The sequence below is a fragment of the Stutzerimonas stutzeri genome, assembly GCF_002890895.1.
GTDB lineage: Bacteria > Pseudomonadota > Gammaproteobacteria > Pseudomonadales > Pseudomonadaceae > Stutzerimonas > Stutzerimonas stutzeri_AB.
On record NZ_POUL01000011.1, the window covers coordinates 24,540 to 39,155 of the forward strand.

The 14,616-nt window shown below is 60.7% G+C and carries 15 protein-coding genes; 10 read left to right on the forward strand and 5 right to left on the reverse strand.

Annotated elements, in window-relative coordinates; all coding sequences use genetic code 11:
- Positions 1 to 3: 3 nt before the first annotated feature.
- Entirely contained in the window at positions 4 to 678 is a 675-nt protein-coding gene (radC, locus tag CXK96_RS17595; protein WP_102837735.1) for a RadC family protein, read from the reverse strand.
- A gap of 121 nt (positions 679 to 799) precedes the next feature.
- On the opposite strand from radC, the gene coaBC reads away from it, so the two are divergent.
- From coaBC to argB, 4 genes are all read left to right on the forward strand, one after another.
- Positions 800 to 2,008, forward strand: coding sequence for a bifunctional phosphopantothenoylcysteine decarboxylase/phosphopantothenate--cysteine ligase CoaBC (gene coaBC / locus CXK96_RS17600; RefSeq protein ID WP_102837736.1), 1,209 nt, complete (start codon positions 800 to 802; stop codon positions 2,006 to 2,008).
- A gap of 2 nt (positions 2,009 to 2,010) precedes the next feature.
- A complete protein-coding gene (dut, locus tag CXK96_RS17605; RefSeq protein ID WP_102837737.1) occupies positions 2,011 to 2,466 on the forward strand; it encodes a dUTP diphosphatase in 456 nt (151 codons plus the stop codon).
- A 1,234-nt stretch (positions 2,467 to 3,700) separates the two neighbouring features.
- Positions 3,701 to 5,092 (forward strand): phosphomannomutase/phosphoglucomutase, encoded by a 1,392-nt coding sequence (gene algC / locus CXK96_RS20825; protein ID WP_219807540.1) that lies wholly within the window; start codon positions 3,701 to 3,703, stop codon positions 5,090 to 5,092.
- A gap of 15 nt (positions 5,093 to 5,107) precedes the next feature.
- Positions 5,108 to 6,022: an acetylglutamate kinase gene (gene argB / locus CXK96_RS17615; protein WP_102837739.1), complete on the forward strand. Its 915-nt coding sequence runs from the start codon at positions 5,108 to 5,110 to the stop codon at positions 6,020 to 6,022.
- A 67-nt stretch (positions 6,023 to 6,089) separates the two neighbouring features.
- Here the strand turns inward: argB and CXK96_RS17620 are convergent, their stop codons facing one another.
- A complete protein-coding gene (locus CXK96_RS17620) occupies positions 6,090 to 6,674 on the reverse strand; it encodes a DUF4124 domain-containing protein (RefSeq protein ID WP_180981553.1) in 585 nt (194 codons plus the stop codon).
- 381 nt (positions 6,675 to 7,055) lie between these two features.
- Complete coding sequence (pyrE, locus tag CXK96_RS17625) at positions 7,056 to 7,697, reverse strand: orotate phosphoribosyltransferase (protein ID WP_102837740.1); 642 nt, start codon at positions 7,695 to 7,697, stop codon at positions 7,056 to 7,058.
- Between the two features lie 84 nt (positions 7,698 to 7,781).
- Between pyrE and CXK96_RS17630 the strand changes: the two genes are divergently transcribed.
- Positions 7,782 to 8,561, forward strand: a complete 780-nt coding sequence (locus CXK96_RS17630; protein WP_102837741.1) for an exodeoxyribonuclease III — start codon at positions 7,782 to 7,784, stop codon at positions 8,559 to 8,561.
- Positions 8,562 to 8,622: 61 nt separating this feature from the next.
- On the opposite strand, the gene CXK96_RS17635 is transcribed toward CXK96_RS17630, so the two are convergent.
- Together CXK96_RS17635 and rph are read right to left on the reverse strand one after the other, a co-directional pair.
- Complete coding sequence (locus CXK96_RS17635; RefSeq protein ID WP_102837742.1) at positions 8,623 to 8,991, reverse strand: DUF4870 domain-containing protein; 369 nt, start codon at positions 8,989 to 8,991, stop codon at positions 8,623 to 8,625.
- A 16-nt stretch (positions 8,992 to 9,007) separates the two neighbouring features.
- Positions 9,008 to 9,730 carry a ribonuclease PH gene (gene rph, locus CXK96_RS17640; RefSeq protein WP_102837743.1) on the reverse strand — a complete coding sequence of 241 codons (723 nt, stop codon included), beginning with the start codon at positions 9,728 to 9,730 and terminating at the stop codon, positions 9,008 to 9,010.
- A 214-nt stretch (positions 9,731 to 9,944) separates the two neighbouring features.
- Between rph and CXK96_RS17645 the strand changes: the two genes are divergently transcribed.
- The 5 genes from CXK96_RS17645 to CXK96_RS17665 all read left to right on the forward strand — a co-directional run bounded on the left by CXK96_RS17645 (position 9,945) and on the right by CXK96_RS17665 (position 14,604).
- The gene (locus tag CXK96_RS17645; RefSeq protein ID WP_102837744.1) at positions 9,945 to 10,808 is read left to right on the forward strand and encodes a YicC/YloC family endoribonuclease; all 864 of its coding nucleotides are present in this window, start codon (positions 9,945 to 9,947) and stop codon (positions 10,806 to 10,808) included.
- A gap of 70 nt (positions 10,809 to 10,878) precedes the next feature.
- Entirely contained in the window at positions 10,879 to 11,499 is a 621-nt protein-coding gene (gmk, locus tag CXK96_RS17650) for a guanylate kinase (protein ID WP_102837745.1), read from the forward strand.
- 199 nt (positions 11,500 to 11,698) lie between these two features.
- Positions 11,699 to 11,962 carry a DNA-directed RNA polymerase subunit omega gene (rpoZ, locus tag CXK96_RS17655; protein WP_021207191.1) on the forward strand — a complete coding sequence of 88 codons (264 nt, stop codon included), beginning with the start codon at positions 11,699 to 11,701 and terminating at the stop codon, positions 11,960 to 11,962.
- A gap of 60 nt (positions 11,963 to 12,022) precedes the next feature.
- On the forward strand, positions 12,023 to 14,131 hold the full coding sequence (gene spoT, locus CXK96_RS17660; protein WP_102837746.1) for a bifunctional GTP diphosphokinase/guanosine-3',5'-bis pyrophosphate 3'-pyrophosphohydrolase: 2,109 nt from the start codon (positions 12,023 to 12,025) through the stop codon (positions 14,129 to 14,131).
- 92 nt (positions 14,132 to 14,223) lie between these two features.
- Positions 14,224 to 14,604, forward strand: coding sequence for a RidA family protein (locus tag CXK96_RS17665; protein WP_102837747.1), 381 nt, complete (start codon positions 14,224 to 14,226; stop codon positions 14,602 to 14,604).
- Positions 14,605 to 14,616 lie beyond the last annotated feature (12 nt).

Below are 14,616 nucleotides of genomic sequence, written 5' to 3' on the forward strand. Positions count from 1 at the left end.
GGCTCACATCCAGCCATATTCGGCCATGGACAGCGGCTCGCCATCGCCGACGATGAAATGATCGAGCACCCGCACATCGATCAGCCCCAGCGCATCGCTGAGCCTGCGCGTCAGTTGCCGATCAGCCTGGCTCGGCTCGGCCACGCCCGAGGGATGATTGTGGGCCAGAATGACCGCTGCGGCATTGTGCGCCAGCGCGCGCTTGACCACTTGACGGGGATACACACTGGCCCCGTCGATGGTGCCGTGAAAAAGCACCTCGAAAGCCAGCACCCTGTGTTTGGAGTCAAGAAACAGACAGCCGAAGAGTTCGAGCGGCTCATGCCGCAGGCGTGCCTTGAGATAATCGCGCACGGCCTGCGGGCTTTCCAGCGCCGAATCCCGCCGGATGCGCTCCGCCAGGTGCCGCCTCGCCATTTCCAGCACGGCCTGCAGCTGAGCAAATTTGGCCGGCCCCAAGCCCAGGTGCTCACTGAACTGGACGAGATCACTTTCCAGTAAAGCCCGCAGACTGCCGAACTCATTGAGTAGATGCCGCGCCAGATCCACCGCGCTTTTCCCGGCCACGCCGGTGCGCAGGAATATGGCTAACAGCTCCGCATCGGACAGGGCCGCTGCACCCTGCTCCAACAGCTTTTCCCGCGGCCGTTCCGCCGCCGGCCAGTCTCGAATGCTCATGTCACCTCCATGTCGAGCGAGCCCCTCGTCCTCTGAGGGCGCTGTGCTATCTTAGCGGCCTTTTATCCACGGCAACCGGCCTTCGCCGGAACCAGTTCTCACCCCGTTACAAGGCAGGCCTATGCAGCGGCTTTATCGTAAACGCATCGTCCTGGGCGTCGGCGGCGGCATCGCCGCTTACAAGAGCGCGGAGCTGGTACGCCGGCTACGCGACCAGGGCGCCGAAGTGCGCGTCGTGATGACCAGCGGCGGTCGTGAATTCATTACGCCGCTGACCCTCCAGGCCCTGTCCGGCCATCCTGTACATATGGATCTGCTCGACCCTGCTGCCGAAGCAGCCATGGGGCATATCGAACTGGCGCGCTGGGCCGATCTGGTACTGGTGGCGCCCGCAACTGCCGACTTGATGGCACGCCTGGCTCAGGGTGTCGCCAACGACCTGTTGACCACCCTCGTGCTCGCGACCAACGCACCGGTCGCGCTGGCGCCCGCAATGAATCAGGCCATGTGGGCGGATCCTGCCACCCAAGCCAACCGCGCACTGCTGGAGCAGCGAGGGATCCGCCTGTTCGGCCCCGCATCCGGCAGCCAGGCCTGCGGCGATGTCGGTCTCGGCCGTATGCTCGAAGCGGATGATCTGGCTCAGGCCGCTGCTGATTGTTTCGAACGCAGTCTGCTGACCGGAAAGCATCTTTTGATTACTGCCGGCCCGACTCAGGAAAACATCGATCCGGTGCGCTACATCACCAATCACAGCTCCGGGAAGATGGGGTTCGCCCTGGCCGAGGCCGCCGCCGAAGCCGGTGCACGCGTAACGCTGGTCGCCGGCCCGGTGTTTCTGCCAACCCCCGACCGCGTTCAACGCATCGATGTGGTAAGCGCCCGGGACATGCTTGCCGCGTGCGAAGCAGCGATACCGTGCGATCTGTTCATTGCCGCCGCAGCGGTTGCCGACTATCGGCCAGAAGTGGTCGCACCGCACAAATTGAAAAAAGACCCAACCAAGGGCGACGGCTTGCTTCTGCAGATGGTCCGCAACCCCGACATCCTTGCCACGCTGGCCGGGCGGGCAGACCGACCTTTCAGCGTCGGCTTCGCGGCCGAGACGGAAAACCTGCTGGAGTACGCCACGCGCAAACTGCGGGACAAGAACCTCGACCTCATCGTGGCCAACGATGTCGCCAACCCGAGCATTGGCTTCAACAGCGAAGAAAACGCCGTCACGGTGATTGACCGCCAGCAACACGAAACCCGCTTCAGCCAAGCCAGCAAGGGACATATCGCTCGCCAACTGATCGCCTTTATCGCCGACCGTTACCATCAGGCCTGACCATGCACAAACTTCAAGCGAAGATTCTCGACCCCCGTCTTGGCAAGGATTTCCCGCTGCCCGAGTACGCCACCAGCGGCTCTGCCGGACTCGATCTACGCGCCATGCTGCAAGCCGATACGACACTGGAGCCTGGGCAGACCTTGCTGATCCCTACCGGCCTGTCCATTCACATTGCCGACCCAAACCTCGCGGCGCTGGTCCTGCCGCGCTCTGGCCTCGGCCACAAGCATGGCATCGTGCTGGGCAATCTCGTCGGCCTGATCGACTCCGACTACCAGGGCGAGCTGATGGTCTCCTGCTGGAACCGCGGCCAGACCAGCTTCAACATCGCCATAGGAGAACGCATCGCCCAACTGATGCTGGTCCCGGTGATCCAAGCGCAGTTCGAACTGGTAAATGAGTTCGACAACAGTGAGCGTGGCGCCGGCGGCTTCGGCCACTCGGGCAGCCACTGAGATAGTTCTCGCCTTTTTTCAGGACGAACCGAGGGGCTCCATGAAACTCTTCAAGCGCACCGCCAAGGACGACACCGTTCTCAATCCTGCCGATGCCGCCGCACCCCGCCCGCGCCGAAGCGTCGGCCTTAAGACCCTCGCACCCGGCCTGATCCCAGGACTGCTGGGCTTTGTGGTGGCGGGTGCGTTGCTTTGGACTGCCCAACAGAGCAGTCAACAGCAGCAAGCCAGCACGCTTGCCGAGGCATGGGGCCAAAGTCAGGCTTCGGCGATCAATCAGGCCCTGCGCCAACTGGCCGAAGACACGCGCGCCGCCGCCAGCGATCCGCAACTGCTCGAGGCGCTGCGCAGCGAACAGCCGCAGCAGATACGCGCCGTCGAACGTGAGCTGAACTATCGGGACGGCGTCATCGATGCCCACCTCAGCCTTCGCGGCCAGGCGCGAACGGATGCCGGCCGGCCCGGGCCCCTGAATTTTGCCGCGCTGGATATGCTGCAGCGCGCCGAAAATGGGCAAACGCCTGCTACCGAAGCCTTCAAGGTTGGGTCACGCTGGCTGCTCTACAGCGCCGCCGCATTGCGCCCGAGCCCTGAGCAGCCGGTTCAGGGCACACTGCTGCTGGTCACCAGCCTGGAACGCTTCCTGGCGACCCTGCCGCAGCTGCCAAGCGAAGCCGGGCAGCTGCGGCTGGTTCAAGAATTCAGCGGCGCCCCGACACAGTTGCTGGTGCAGCGTGGCGGAGCGGGACTGGACGGTTCCGCGATAGACCTGCCGAGCAACAACCCGAACTGGAAGATCAGTTTCCTGCCGGCACCGGCGCTTGGCGCAGGGGGCCTTTCGCCAGTACTCGTCCTAGTGGCGGCGCTGGCGGCATTGTTCGGCTTGCTGCTCGGCCTGCAGGCAGTGCTTAGCGCACAGCAACGGAGGCTTCGCGAAGATGTCTTGCATCTGGGCCAGATGGTTCAGGAACTCTCCAACGGCAAGACCATCAAAACACCGACTTTGAGCCTGCCAGCGCTTGATGCACTGGCGAAAAGCCTGGTCCGATTGCGACTTCGCGCCGCCGGAGTGGCGTCGACCAAAGCACCGACCACAGAGCAGGCCGCGGTCACGCAACCCCCATCTACCGAATATGTCGACCCTCTTTTCCAGGACACCGACATTCTCGATATCGACATTCTCGACGAGGACCAGGACTGGCTTGGCCTCGATACCAAGGAGCGAGAAACTGCAATGAGCGCCGCTAAAGCCCCGCAACTGCCTGCAAGCATCTTCCGCGCCTACGACATCCGTGGCGTGGTCGGCGACAGCCTGACCACCGAAACCGCGTATTGGATAGGCCGGGCAGTAGGGTCCGAAAGCCTGGCTCAGGGCGAGCCAAATGTATCAGTCGGCCGCGACGGACGCCTGTCCGGCCCTGAGTTGGTCCAGCACCTGATCCAAGGGTTGGTGGACAGCGGCTGCAGCGTCAGCGACGTCGGCATGGTCCCGACCCCAGTGCTCTACTACGCCGCCAATGTTCTGGCCGGAAAATCCGGCGTGATGCTCACCGGCAGCCACAACCCGCCTGACTACAACGGCTTCAAGATCGTCATTGCGGGCGACACCCTCGCCAACGAGCAGATCCAGGCGCTACGCCAGCGCATCGAAACCGGCAACCTCAGCGAAGGTGTCGGCCAGGCCGAACAGGTCGACGTGCTGGAAAGCTACTTCAAGCGAATCCGCGACGATATCGCCGTGGCCAAGCCGATGAAGGTGGTGGTGGACTGCGGCAACGGCGTTGCAGGCGTCATCGCGCCGCAACTCATTGAAGCCCTGGGCTGCAAGGTCATTCCGCTGTTCTGCGAGGTCGATGGCAATTTCCCCAACCATCACCCGGACCCAGGCAAGCTGGAGAACCTCGAGGATCTGATCGCCAAGGTGAAATCAGAGAATGCAGACCTCGGTCTGGCCTTCGACGGCGACGGCGATCGCGTCGGCGTGGTGACCAATGCGGGCAGCGTAGTATTCCCCGACCGCCTGCTGATGCTGTTCGCCAAGGATGTCGTGTCGCGCAACCCCGGCGCCGACATCATCTTCGACGTCAAATGCACACGCCGCCTGACACCGCTAATCAGTGGCTACGGCGGTCGTCCGGTCATGTGGAAGACCGGGCACTCACTGATCAAGAAGAAAATGAAGGAAACCGGTGCGCTGCTCGCTGGCGAGATGAGCGGACACATCTTTTTCAAGGAGCGCTGGTACGGCTTCGATGACGGCATCTACAGTGCCGTGCGCCTGCTTGAGATCCTCAGCCAGGACAAGCGCAACGCGGAGCAGGTCTTCTCGGCTTTCCCGAACGATATCTCGACACCCGAGATCAATATTCAGGTCACCGAAGAAAGCAAGTTCACCATCATCGAGTCGCTGCATCGCGACGCCCATTGGGGCGACGCCAACATCACCACCCTCGACGGTGTGCGGGTCGATTACCCGAAAGGCTGGGGCCTGGTGCGCGCCTCGAACACTACTCCGGTACTGGTGCTGCGTTTTGAAGCCGAAACCGAGGCAGAACTCAAGCGCATACAGGACGTCTTCCGCGCCCAGCTCTATACTGTCGCGCCTGATCTCACCCTGCCGTTCTGACTTGCGGAGCCCTGCATGACCCTCAGCCGTGAAGCCGCCACCCAATTCGCCCAGGTCCTTTCCGAAGCGCTGCCTTACATCCGCCGATTCGTCGGCAAGACGCTGGTCATCAAGTACGGCGGCAATGCGATGGAAAGCGAGGAGCTGAAGACCGGCTTTGCGCGCGACATCGTGTTGATGAAAGCGGTAGGTATTAACCCGGTGGTGGTGCACGGCGGCGGCCCGCAGATCGGCGATCTGCTCAAGCGTCTGAACATCGAAAGCCACTTCATCGACGGCATGCGGGTCACCGACAGCCAGACCATGGACGTGGTGGAGATGGTGCTCGGCGGACAGGTCAACAAGAGCATCGTGAGCATGATCAACCAGCACGGTGGCGCAGCCATCGGACTGACAGGTAAAGACGCCAAGCTGATCCGCGCGAAGAAGCTTAAGGCCACGCGCCAGACACCTGAAATGACCTCACCGGAAATCATCGACATCGGTCAGGTTGGCGAAGTCACCGGGGTCAATACCGAGCTGCTGGAAATGCTCGTCCGCGGCAACTTCATTCCGGTCATTGCGCCCATCGGCGTTGGTCCGGACGGCGAGTCCTACAACATCAATGCCGACCTGGTGGCCGGCAAGGTCGCTGAGGCGTTGCAGTCCGAAAAGCTGATGTTGCTGACCAACATTGCCGGTCTGATGGACAAACAGGGCCAGGTCCTGACCGGGCTGACCACCGCGCAAGTCGACGACCTGATTGCTGACGGCACGATCTACGGCGGGATGCTGCCAAAGATTCGCTGTGCGCTGGAGGCGGTACAAGGCGGCGTGCACAGTGCACACATTATTGATGGCCGCGTTCCCAATGCGGTGTTGCTGGAGATCTTCACCGACATCGGTGTCGGCACGCTGATCACCAATCGAAAGGCTTCAGCCCCTCACTGAAAAAGCCATGAAAAAGCCCGGCTTCTCGGATGAAAAGCCGGGCTTTTTTCGTCGGGCTTTGGTCCTGCTACTCCGACTGACCGAGCAACTCGGCCACTCGCTCACGCTCCCGACCGTAGCTCACTTCGGCCTGCTTTCGGGTTTGCTTGTAGCGTTCGACATCCCGTCTCAGGCTGGCCTGCTCTTTGGCGAGGTTGTCGATCTGTACGAGTAGTTGCTCGGGCACTTTCCGACCAGCACGTTCATGATTGGCCGCTTGGCTCTGCAGGTTCGCCTGTTGCGTCCGCAGAGACTGGAGGTTGCCGCGGGTGATACCGATAATGCTGTCGAGTTCTGACAGCCTGCGCGCCTTGGCACGCTCCACATCAGCGACACTGGCATACAGTCTCAGCAACTGTGCATCAGTCTCAGCTCGGGCTTTGGCTTCCAGCAGCAGTTTGCGTTCCTGCGCTGTCGGCGCTGGTGGCACAACCTGCGTCACGCGGCCCTGGTCGTTGAGGACTTCATAACCGCGACCAATGAACTGCGGCGGCACACCATGTCGATCAAGGACCACAACGCCCTTGTCATCGACATACCGATACAGCTCAGCCTGCGCAGCCGTCGAGGCCAGTAAACCCAACAGCAACAGTGCGCTGTTCCCTATTCGCATACTTCAGCCTCTACCGTATCGGTGCGTGCGGCACTGCGAGCCCCAAATGCCTGTTTCTTCTTAATGCCGAAGGGTCTCAGCTTATACAAACCTCGTCACAGTTGCGCAGCAATAAGCACACCAACTGCGCGGACCTGCCCTTTGGTTTGCATAAGCAAGCGGTCAAGCGTGAGTCGCAAGGTGCTTGGCTGGGCACCGCTCGCCTGAAGCGGTCCGACCAATTACACTCGGGAGGCCGGCCGGCTACGACAGCAACGCACTGACGACCGCTTTTGGACGCCGGACCAGCCACAATTGGTCAGTAACTGACAAAAAGCAGAACGTCGGAAATAGCGTTGATCAGGTCAACCTATCAGGCCTGACCGGCCGAGCACGCAGTTCTCAAATGCCATATTGATCGCGATACGCTTGGACGGCAGGTAAGTGCCGCTTGAGCTGCTCATCCTGTCCCAGGAACTCCAGCACCTGAGTGAGAGAAACTATGCTCACGACGGGCATGCCATAGTCCTGCTCTACTTCTTGAATGGCAGACAGCTGACCCTGGCCCCGCTCCTGTCGATTCAGCGCAATCAGCACGCCAGCGGCTTGCGCACCCTGGGCCTGAATGATCTGCATGACTTCGCGAATAGCGGTCCCTGCGGTGATCACATCATCGACGATCAGCACGCGACCATTAAGAGGCGCGCCGACCAACGTACCTCCTTCGCCATGGTCCTTGGCTTCCTTGCGGTTAAAACACCAAGGCAGGTCACGCTGGTGATGCTCCGCCAGGGAGATGGCCGTTGCCGCCGCCAGAGGAATACCTTTGTAGGCTGGCCCGAAGATCACATCGAAATCGATGCCGCTGTCGGCAACAGCTGCGGCGTAAAAGCGGCCCAATTGTGCCAGCGCCGCGCCACTGTCGAACAATCCGGCGTTGAAGAAGTAGGGGCTGGTGCGCCCGGACTTCAAGGTGAACTCACCGAAGCGCAAAACCCCGCGCTCGATGGCGAAGCGAATGAACTCGCGCTGATACGCCTGCATGAAGAATATTCCCGGAAGACACTGATTTAGCTAATTGCAAAGAGCTTGGGTTATCATACACGCACGTGTTTTTAGGGGCCATTTATGCGGATCATCAGCGTCAACGTGAATGGCATTCAAGCGGCGGCGCAGCGGGGTTTGCTCAGCTGGCTGCAAGCGCAGAATGCCGATGTCATCTGCCTGCAGGATACCCGCGCCTCCGTAGTAGAACTCGACGATCCGGCCTACCAGCTTGACGGCTATTTTCTCTATACCGTCGATGCTGAAATCCCCGAACAGGGCGGTGTCGCGCTGTACTCCAGGCTGCAGCCGAAGGCTGTGATCATGGGCCTCGGATTCGAAACTGCCGACCGTTACGGCCGTTATCTGCAGGCCGACTTCGATAAGGTCAGCATCGCCACGCTGCTATTGCCAACCGGCCGTGGCGGGGATGAAGACCTAAATCAGAAATTCAAATTCATGGACGATTTCGCCCATTACCTCGACAAGCAGCGCCGCAAGCGTCGCGAATATATCTATTGCGGCTCACTATACGTCGCGCATCAGAAGCTGGATGTGAAGAACTGGCGCGACTGCCAGCAGGCGACTGGCTTTCTAGCGCCCGAGCGTGCGTGGCTGGATGAGATTTTTGGCAACATGGGTTACATCGATGCGCTGCGCGAAGTCACTCGAGAGGGCGATCTCTACAGCTGGTGGCCCGATACCGAGCAGGCTCAGATGCTCAACCTCGGCTGGCGATTCGATTATCAAATCCTGACATCCGGCATGCGCCGTTTCGTCCGTAACGCCCGCCTGCCGCGCCAGCCGCGCTTCTCCCAGCACGCCCCATTGGTCGTGGATTACGACTGGACGCTGAGCCTCTAACTACTTAACAAGCACGCGCCCGACCTAGGCGCGCGCTGGCTGGGACAATCTGAGCTAAACCCTATTTAACGATCCGCCAACAGAACGGATAACGATAGGGTTTGCCCTCGTTGGCACGGATGCCAGCAATCACAACCAGTACCAGAGCTACCACGCTGATCAGCGCCATTAGCGGAAAACCGATCAGTATCCAGGCCAACACACCACAGATCATCAGCAAGATACTGAAGGTGATCTGAAAGTTCAGTGCCTCCTTGCCCTGCTCATCGACGAACGGATCCATATCCTTCTTCAGCTGCCAGACGATCAACGGCCCCAGGACGTTGCCGATCATTGGCACCAGAAACCAGAAGAACGCCGAGTAATGACAGAACATGGCCCATTGCCGCGCTTGGGCAGACGGTACCGGAATCAATTCTTGGTCAGACATGGCGTTCTCCTTCTGATTAGTCGGCTAGCGCGGCCTGCTGCAGAGCGAACAGCTCCTGCATACCGGCCTGAGCCAAACCAAGCATGGCATTGAGCTCATCCGGCTGGAACGGCGCGCCCTCTGCGGTGCCCTGCACCTCGATAAAACCGCCGCCGCTGGTCATCACCACGTTGAGGTCCGTCTCGGCGGCCGAATCCTCCAGGTAATCAAGATCCAGGACCGGCTCACCTTGATACATCCCTACCGAGACAGCCGCGACCATCTGCTTGAGAGGATCGCCGCCCTTCAACCCGCCGCGCTTCTTCAGCAACTTCAGCGCATCGACCAGCGCCACCATCGCTCCGGTAATTGATGCAGTACGCGTACCGCCGTCCGCCTGTATCACGTCGCAGTCGATATAGATGGTGTTCTCGCCCAGCTTGCTCATGTCCAGCGATGCCCGCAGCGAACGGCCGATCAATCGCTGGATTTCCAGGGTGCGCCCGCCCTGCTTTCCGCGACTGGCTTCACGCTGGTTACGCTCGCCAGTAGCTCGCGGCAACATGCCGTATTCCGCAGTTAGCCAGCCCTGCCCCTGCCCCTTGAGGAAGCGCGGCACGCCATTCTCGATACTGGCGGTACAAATCACCTTGGTGTCGCCGAACTCCACCAGAACCGAACCCTCGGCGTGCTTGGTGTAGTTGCGAGTAATGCGGATCGATCGCAGCTGATCGGCAGCGCGGCCACTGGGACGCTTCATGAGGCTTTCCTGATTCTGAGTGAATTGACCTGCATTATAGAGGCCTGACCTACGGTAAGGGCCACCGTCAAGCCACTCGACTCACGAGCCAGCGACTGAATCGAGCACCCCACTCGCCAAACGGCCTTGACGGCAGTTAACGACGCACCGGCGTCACTGACCGCGTTTTCCTTTACAATCCTCCGCCTTTCGCCACCGTATCGAGAGGTTTCCCATGATCTACAGCATGACCGCTTTCGCCCGTGCCGAGCAGGCCGGCGAGCACGGCACCCTGAGCTGGGAGATCCGCTCGGTCAATCACCGTTATCTTGAACCGCACCTGCGCCTGCCCGAGTCCTTCCGCGACCTCGAAGGCGCCATTCGCGAAGCACTGCGCAAGGGGCTATCCCGCGGCAAGATCGAATGCACCCTGCGCTTTGCCGAAGATGCAGCAGGTCGCTCCATGCAGGTCGATCACCAACGGGCAGGCCAGCTGATCGCTGCCGCTGAAAGCGTCGCGGCAATGATTAAACAGCCCGCGCCGCTGAACCCGCTGGAGATTCTCTCCTGGCCAGGCGTGCTGGTCGGCGACGCTGCGGACCCGCAAGCACTCAACAACACCGCTCTGCAGTTGTTTCATCAGGCGCTGGAGCAGATGAAAGCCGGCCGCCTGCGCGAAGGCGAAGAACTTGCCCGCCTGATCAACGAACGCCTTGATGTTATCGGCACGGAAACCGCCACACTCCGCAGCCAGGTTCCACAGATGCTCGCGGCGCAGCGTCAGAAACTGCTGGACCGCTGCGTGGAAATGCGCGCCGAGCTGGATCCTCAGCGCCTTGAGCAAGAGCTTGTGATGCTGGCGCAGAAGAGCGACGTGGCCGAAGAGCTTGATCGTCTTGGCACCCACGTCACTGAAGTACGCCGCGTTTTGAAGTCCGGCGGAGCGGCCGGTCGCCGTCTGGATTTTCTCATGCAGGAACTCAACCGCGAAGCCAACACACTGGGCTCCAAGGCATTCGACACGCGCAGCACCCAGGCAGCGGTCAATCTCAAGGTACTGATCGAGCAGATGCGCGAGCAGGTCCAGAACATCGAATAGCAACTAAGCTTGGCCTACTCGACGGGCCAAGACCGCCAGATCCTAGTCAGCAATCCGCAAAGAGAATTACATGGCAGCCTCCACCGGTACGCTCTACATCGTTTCCGCGCCTTCCGGGGCCGGCAAGACCAGCCTGGTCAAGGCACTGCTCGATGCGCAACCGCAGGTTCGGGTTTCGGTTTCACATACGACTCGGCCTATGCGTCCCGGAGAAGTGGATGGCGTCAACTACCACTTCGTCAGCCGTGAGGAGTTTCTGGAACGCCTGGAGCACGACGAATTCCTCGAACACGCCGAAGTATTCGGGAATCTGTACGGCACCTCGCAGCGCTGGCTTGAGCAGACGTTGAGCGAAGGTTTCGATCTGATCCTTGAGATCGACTGGCAGGGCGCACAGCAGGTTCGGCGTCTGATGCCCCAGGCCAAGTCGATCTTCATCCTGCCGCCCACCCAGGAGGCCCTGCGCCAGCGGCTGACCAACCGCGGCCAGGACAGTGATGAGGTGATCGAAAAACGCATGCGTGAAGCCGTGAGCGAAATGACTCACTACGTGGAATACGATTATCTGGTGATCAACGACGACTTCGCCCACGCGCTGATCGATCTGCAGGCAATCTTCCGCGCCAACCAGCTTCTACAGACCGCACAGCAGCAGCGCTTCGAAGCGCTGCTCGGGCAACTGCTCGCCTGAAAGCGGCGACTGCAAAACTGTAAACAATGTGGGGGGCGGCTGGCGCCGACGAGCGGCAGAAGCCTCGCGCTTCTGCTTGAGCCTGGATGCCCGGAGCGGCTTTGCGCTTTTACCGCTTCCCTATTGGCTGGTGATTTTTTAGACTATCCCGTCCGCTCGCCCATTCGGGCACGCTTTACCGTTATTGATGAGGAACACCATGGCCCGCGTTACCGTTGAAGATTGCCTGGACAACGTAGATAACCGCTTCGAGCTGGTCATGCTCGCGACCAAGCGCTCGCGCCAACTGGCCACCGGTGGCAAAGAGCCCAAGGTAGCCTGGGAAAATGACAAGCCGACCGTCGTGGCACTGCGTGAAATCGCTTCTGGCCTGGTGGACTATGACGTCATCGCTCAGGACGACATCGTCGACGACGAACCGCTGTTCGTTCAGTACGAGGAAGAGCCCAACGAGGCCCTCTGATTAAATGCCAGGTCGAAGTCGAACCGCAGTCACAGTGCAGCGCCGGCGAGGAGCAATTCCTTGCCAGCCATAGACGCTCTCGCTGATCGCCTGTCGACCTATCTCGGCGACGACCAAGTCAACTTGGTCCGCCGTGCCTATTTCTACGCCGAGCAGGCCCACGATGGTCAGCGTCGGCGCAGCGGTGAAGCCTACGTCACCCATCCCCTTGCGGTAGCCAACATCCTTGCTGACATGCACATGGACCATCAGAGCCTGATGGCCGCGATGCTGCATGACGTCATCGAAGACACCGGCATTGCCAAGGAAGCGCTCACCGCACAATTTGGTGAAACCGTCGCCGAGCTGGTGGACGGCGTCAGCAAGCTCACCCAGATGAAGTTCGAAACCAAGGCCGAAGCTCAGGCCGAGAACTTCCAGAAAATGGCCATGGCCATGGCACGCGACATTCGCGTGATCCTGGTCAAGCTCGCTGACCGCCTGCACAACATGCGCACCCTTGAGGTGCTAGCAGGCGAGAAACGTCGACGCATTGCCAAGGAAACCCTGGAAATCTACGCGCCCATCGCCAACCGCCTGGGTATGCACGCCATGCGCGTGGAATTCGAGGATTTGGGTTTCAAGGCCATGCACCCGATGCGCTCGGAGCGGATCCGCGCCGCGGTGCGTCGCGCGCGCGGCAATCGCAACGAAATCGTCGAAAAGATCGAGCAGTCGCTGACTCACTGCCTTGAACGCGACGGCCTGGCAGGCGAAGTCGTCGGCCGCGAGAAGCACCTCTACAGCATCTACAAGAAGATGCGCGGCAAGCGAAAGGCGTTCAACGAGATCATGGATGTCTACGCCTTCCGCATCGTGGTCGACAAGGTCGATACCTGTTATCGCGTACTCGGCGCGGTACACAGTCTCTACAAGCCCCTCCCGGGCCGCTTCAAGGATTACATCGCAATCCCCAAGGCCAACGGCTACCAGTCTCTGCATACCACGCTGTTCGGTATGCACGGGGTGCCCATCGAGATCCAGATCCGCACTCGCGAGATGGAAGAGATGGCCAACAATGGCATCGCCGCACACTGGCTGTACAAATCCAACGGGGAAGAGGCTCCCAAGGGCACGCACGCCCGCGCACGCCAATGGCTCAAAGGCGTGCTGGAGTTGCAGGAACGCGCCGGCAATTCGCTGGAATTCATCGAGAGCGTCAAGATCGACCTCTTTCCCGACGAGGTCTACGTCTTCACTCCCAAGGGCAGCATCATGGAGCTGCCGAAGGGATCCACCGCAGTGGACTTCGCCTATGCGGTGCACACCGACGTCGGCAACACCTGCATCGCCTGCCGCGTCAATCGGCGCCTGGCGCCGCTTTCGCAGGCCCTTGAAAGCGGCTGCACCGTTGAGATTGTGACCGCGCCGGGCGCTCGCCCCAACCCGGCCTGGCTGAATTTTGTTGTCACCGGCAAGGCGCGGACGCATATCCGCCATGCACTGAAGCTGCAACGCCGCTCGGAATCGATCAATCTCGGCGAGCGCCTGCTGAACAAGGCACTGACCGGTTTCGAAACCAGCCTTGAAAGCATTTCCCAAGAACGCATCCGCACGGTACTCAACGAGTACCACATGGACGTCATCGAGGACCTGCTCGAAGACATCGGGCTGGGCAATCGCATGGCCTACGTGATTGCCCGGCGTCTGCTCGCCAGTGACGGCGAACAGGCACCGAGCGATGAAGGCCCGCTGGCTATCCGTGGCACTGAGGGCCTGGTGCTGAACTATGCCAAGTGCTGCACGCCGATTCCTGGCGACCCCATCGTCGGTCATCTGTCGGCCGGGAAAGGCATGGTGGTGCACCTCGACACCTGCCGGAACATTGCCGATGTACGGCACAACCCGGACAAATGCATCCAGCTGTCCTGGTCGAAGGACGTCACCGGCGAGTTCAACGTCGAGCTGAGGGTCGAGCTGGAGCACCAGCGCGGCCTGATCGCCTTGCTGGCGGGAAGCGTCAATGCTGCCGACGGCAACATCGAGAAGATCGGCATGGACGAGCGCGACGGTCGCATCAGCGTGGTCCAGCTGGTGGTCAGCGTTCACGACCGGGTACATCTCGCCCGCGTCATCAAGAAGCTTCGCGCCATCAAGGGCGTCATGCGCATCACCCGGATGAAGGCCTAGCGACTCCACCAGTTCCACGCTCGTCACGGGGCTTTTGCCCGCTCGCTGCAGCCCGTATCCTCTGGGGCCGCACTCTTCTATCGGAGCACCCCATGAGCAAGACCGTGATCCACAGCGACAACGCACCCGCCGCCATTGGCACCTACTCCCAGGCGATCAAAGCCGGCAATACCGTTTACATGTCCGGTCAGATCCCGCTGGATCCCAAGACGATGGAGCTGGTGGAAGGCTTCGAAGCCCAGACCGTGCAGGTCTTCGAGAATCTCAAGGCCGTCGCCGAGGCCGCTGGCGGATCGCTGAAAGATATCGTCAAGCTGAACATCTTCCTCACCGATCTCGGCAACTTTGCCACCGTCAATGAGGTCATGAGCCGCTACTTCCAGCAGCCCTACCCCGCCCGCGCTGCCATCGGCATCGCTGCACTGCCCAAGGGCGCGCAAGTCGAAATGGACGCCGTTCTGGTACTCGAGTAATCGGGCCAGCCT

What these genes read in the sequence shown, in the direction of transcription:
- dut (WP_102837737.1), top strand. Translation starts at nt 2,011, where the DNA reads ATGCACAAACTTCAAGCGAAGATTCTCGACCCCCGTCTTGGCAAGGAT.
- coaBC (WP_102837736.1), top strand. Translation starts at nt 800, where the DNA reads ATGCAGCGGCTTTATCGTAAACGCATCGTCCTGGGCGTCGGCGGCGGC.
- CXK96_RS17630 (WP_102837741.1), top strand. Translation starts at nt 7,782, where the DNA reads ATGCGGATCATCAGCGTCAACGTGAATGGCATTCAAGCGGCGGCGCAG.
- argB (WP_102837739.1), top strand. Translation starts at nt 5,108, where the DNA reads ATGACCCTCAGCCGTGAAGCCGCCACCCAATTCGCCCAGGTCCTTTCC.
- rph (WP_102837743.1), bottom strand. Translation starts at nt 9,730, where the DNA reads ATGAAGCGTCCCAGTGGCCGCGCTGCCGATCAGCTGCGATCGATCCGC.
- CXK96_RS17620 (WP_180981553.1), bottom strand. Translation starts at nt 6,674, where the DNA reads ATGCGAATAGGGAACAGCGCACTGTTGCTGTTGGGTTTACTGGCCTCG.
- rpoZ (WP_021207191.1), top strand. Translation starts at nt 11,699, where the DNA reads ATGGCCCGCGTTACCGTTGAAGATTGCCTGGACAACGTAGATAACCGC.
- radC (WP_102837735.1), bottom strand. Translation starts at nt 678, where the DNA reads ATGAGCATTCGAGACTGGCCGGCGGCGGAACGGCCGCGGGAAAAGCTG.
- CXK96_RS17645 (WP_102837744.1), top strand. Translation starts at nt 9,945, where the DNA reads ATGATCTACAGCATGACCGCTTTCGCCCGTGCCGAGCAGGCCGGCGAG.
- pyrE (WP_102837740.1), bottom strand. Translation starts at nt 7,697, where the DNA reads ATGCAGGCGTATCAGCGCGAGTTCATTCGCTTCGCCATCGAGCGCGGG.
- gmk (WP_102837745.1), top strand. Translation starts at nt 10,879, where the DNA reads ATGGCAGCCTCCACCGGTACGCTCTACATCGTTTCCGCGCCTTCCGGG.
- algC (WP_219807540.1), top strand. Translation starts at nt 3,701, where the DNA reads ATGAGCGCCGCTAAAGCCCCGCAACTGCCTGCAAGCATCTTCCGCGCC.
- CXK96_RS17635 (WP_102837742.1), bottom strand. Translation starts at nt 8,991, where the DNA reads ATGTCTGACCAAGAATTGATTCCGGTACCGTCTGCCCAAGCGCGGCAA.
- CXK96_RS17665 (WP_102837747.1), top strand. Translation starts at nt 14,224, where the DNA reads ATGAGCAAGACCGTGATCCACAGCGACAACGCACCCGCCGCCATTGGC.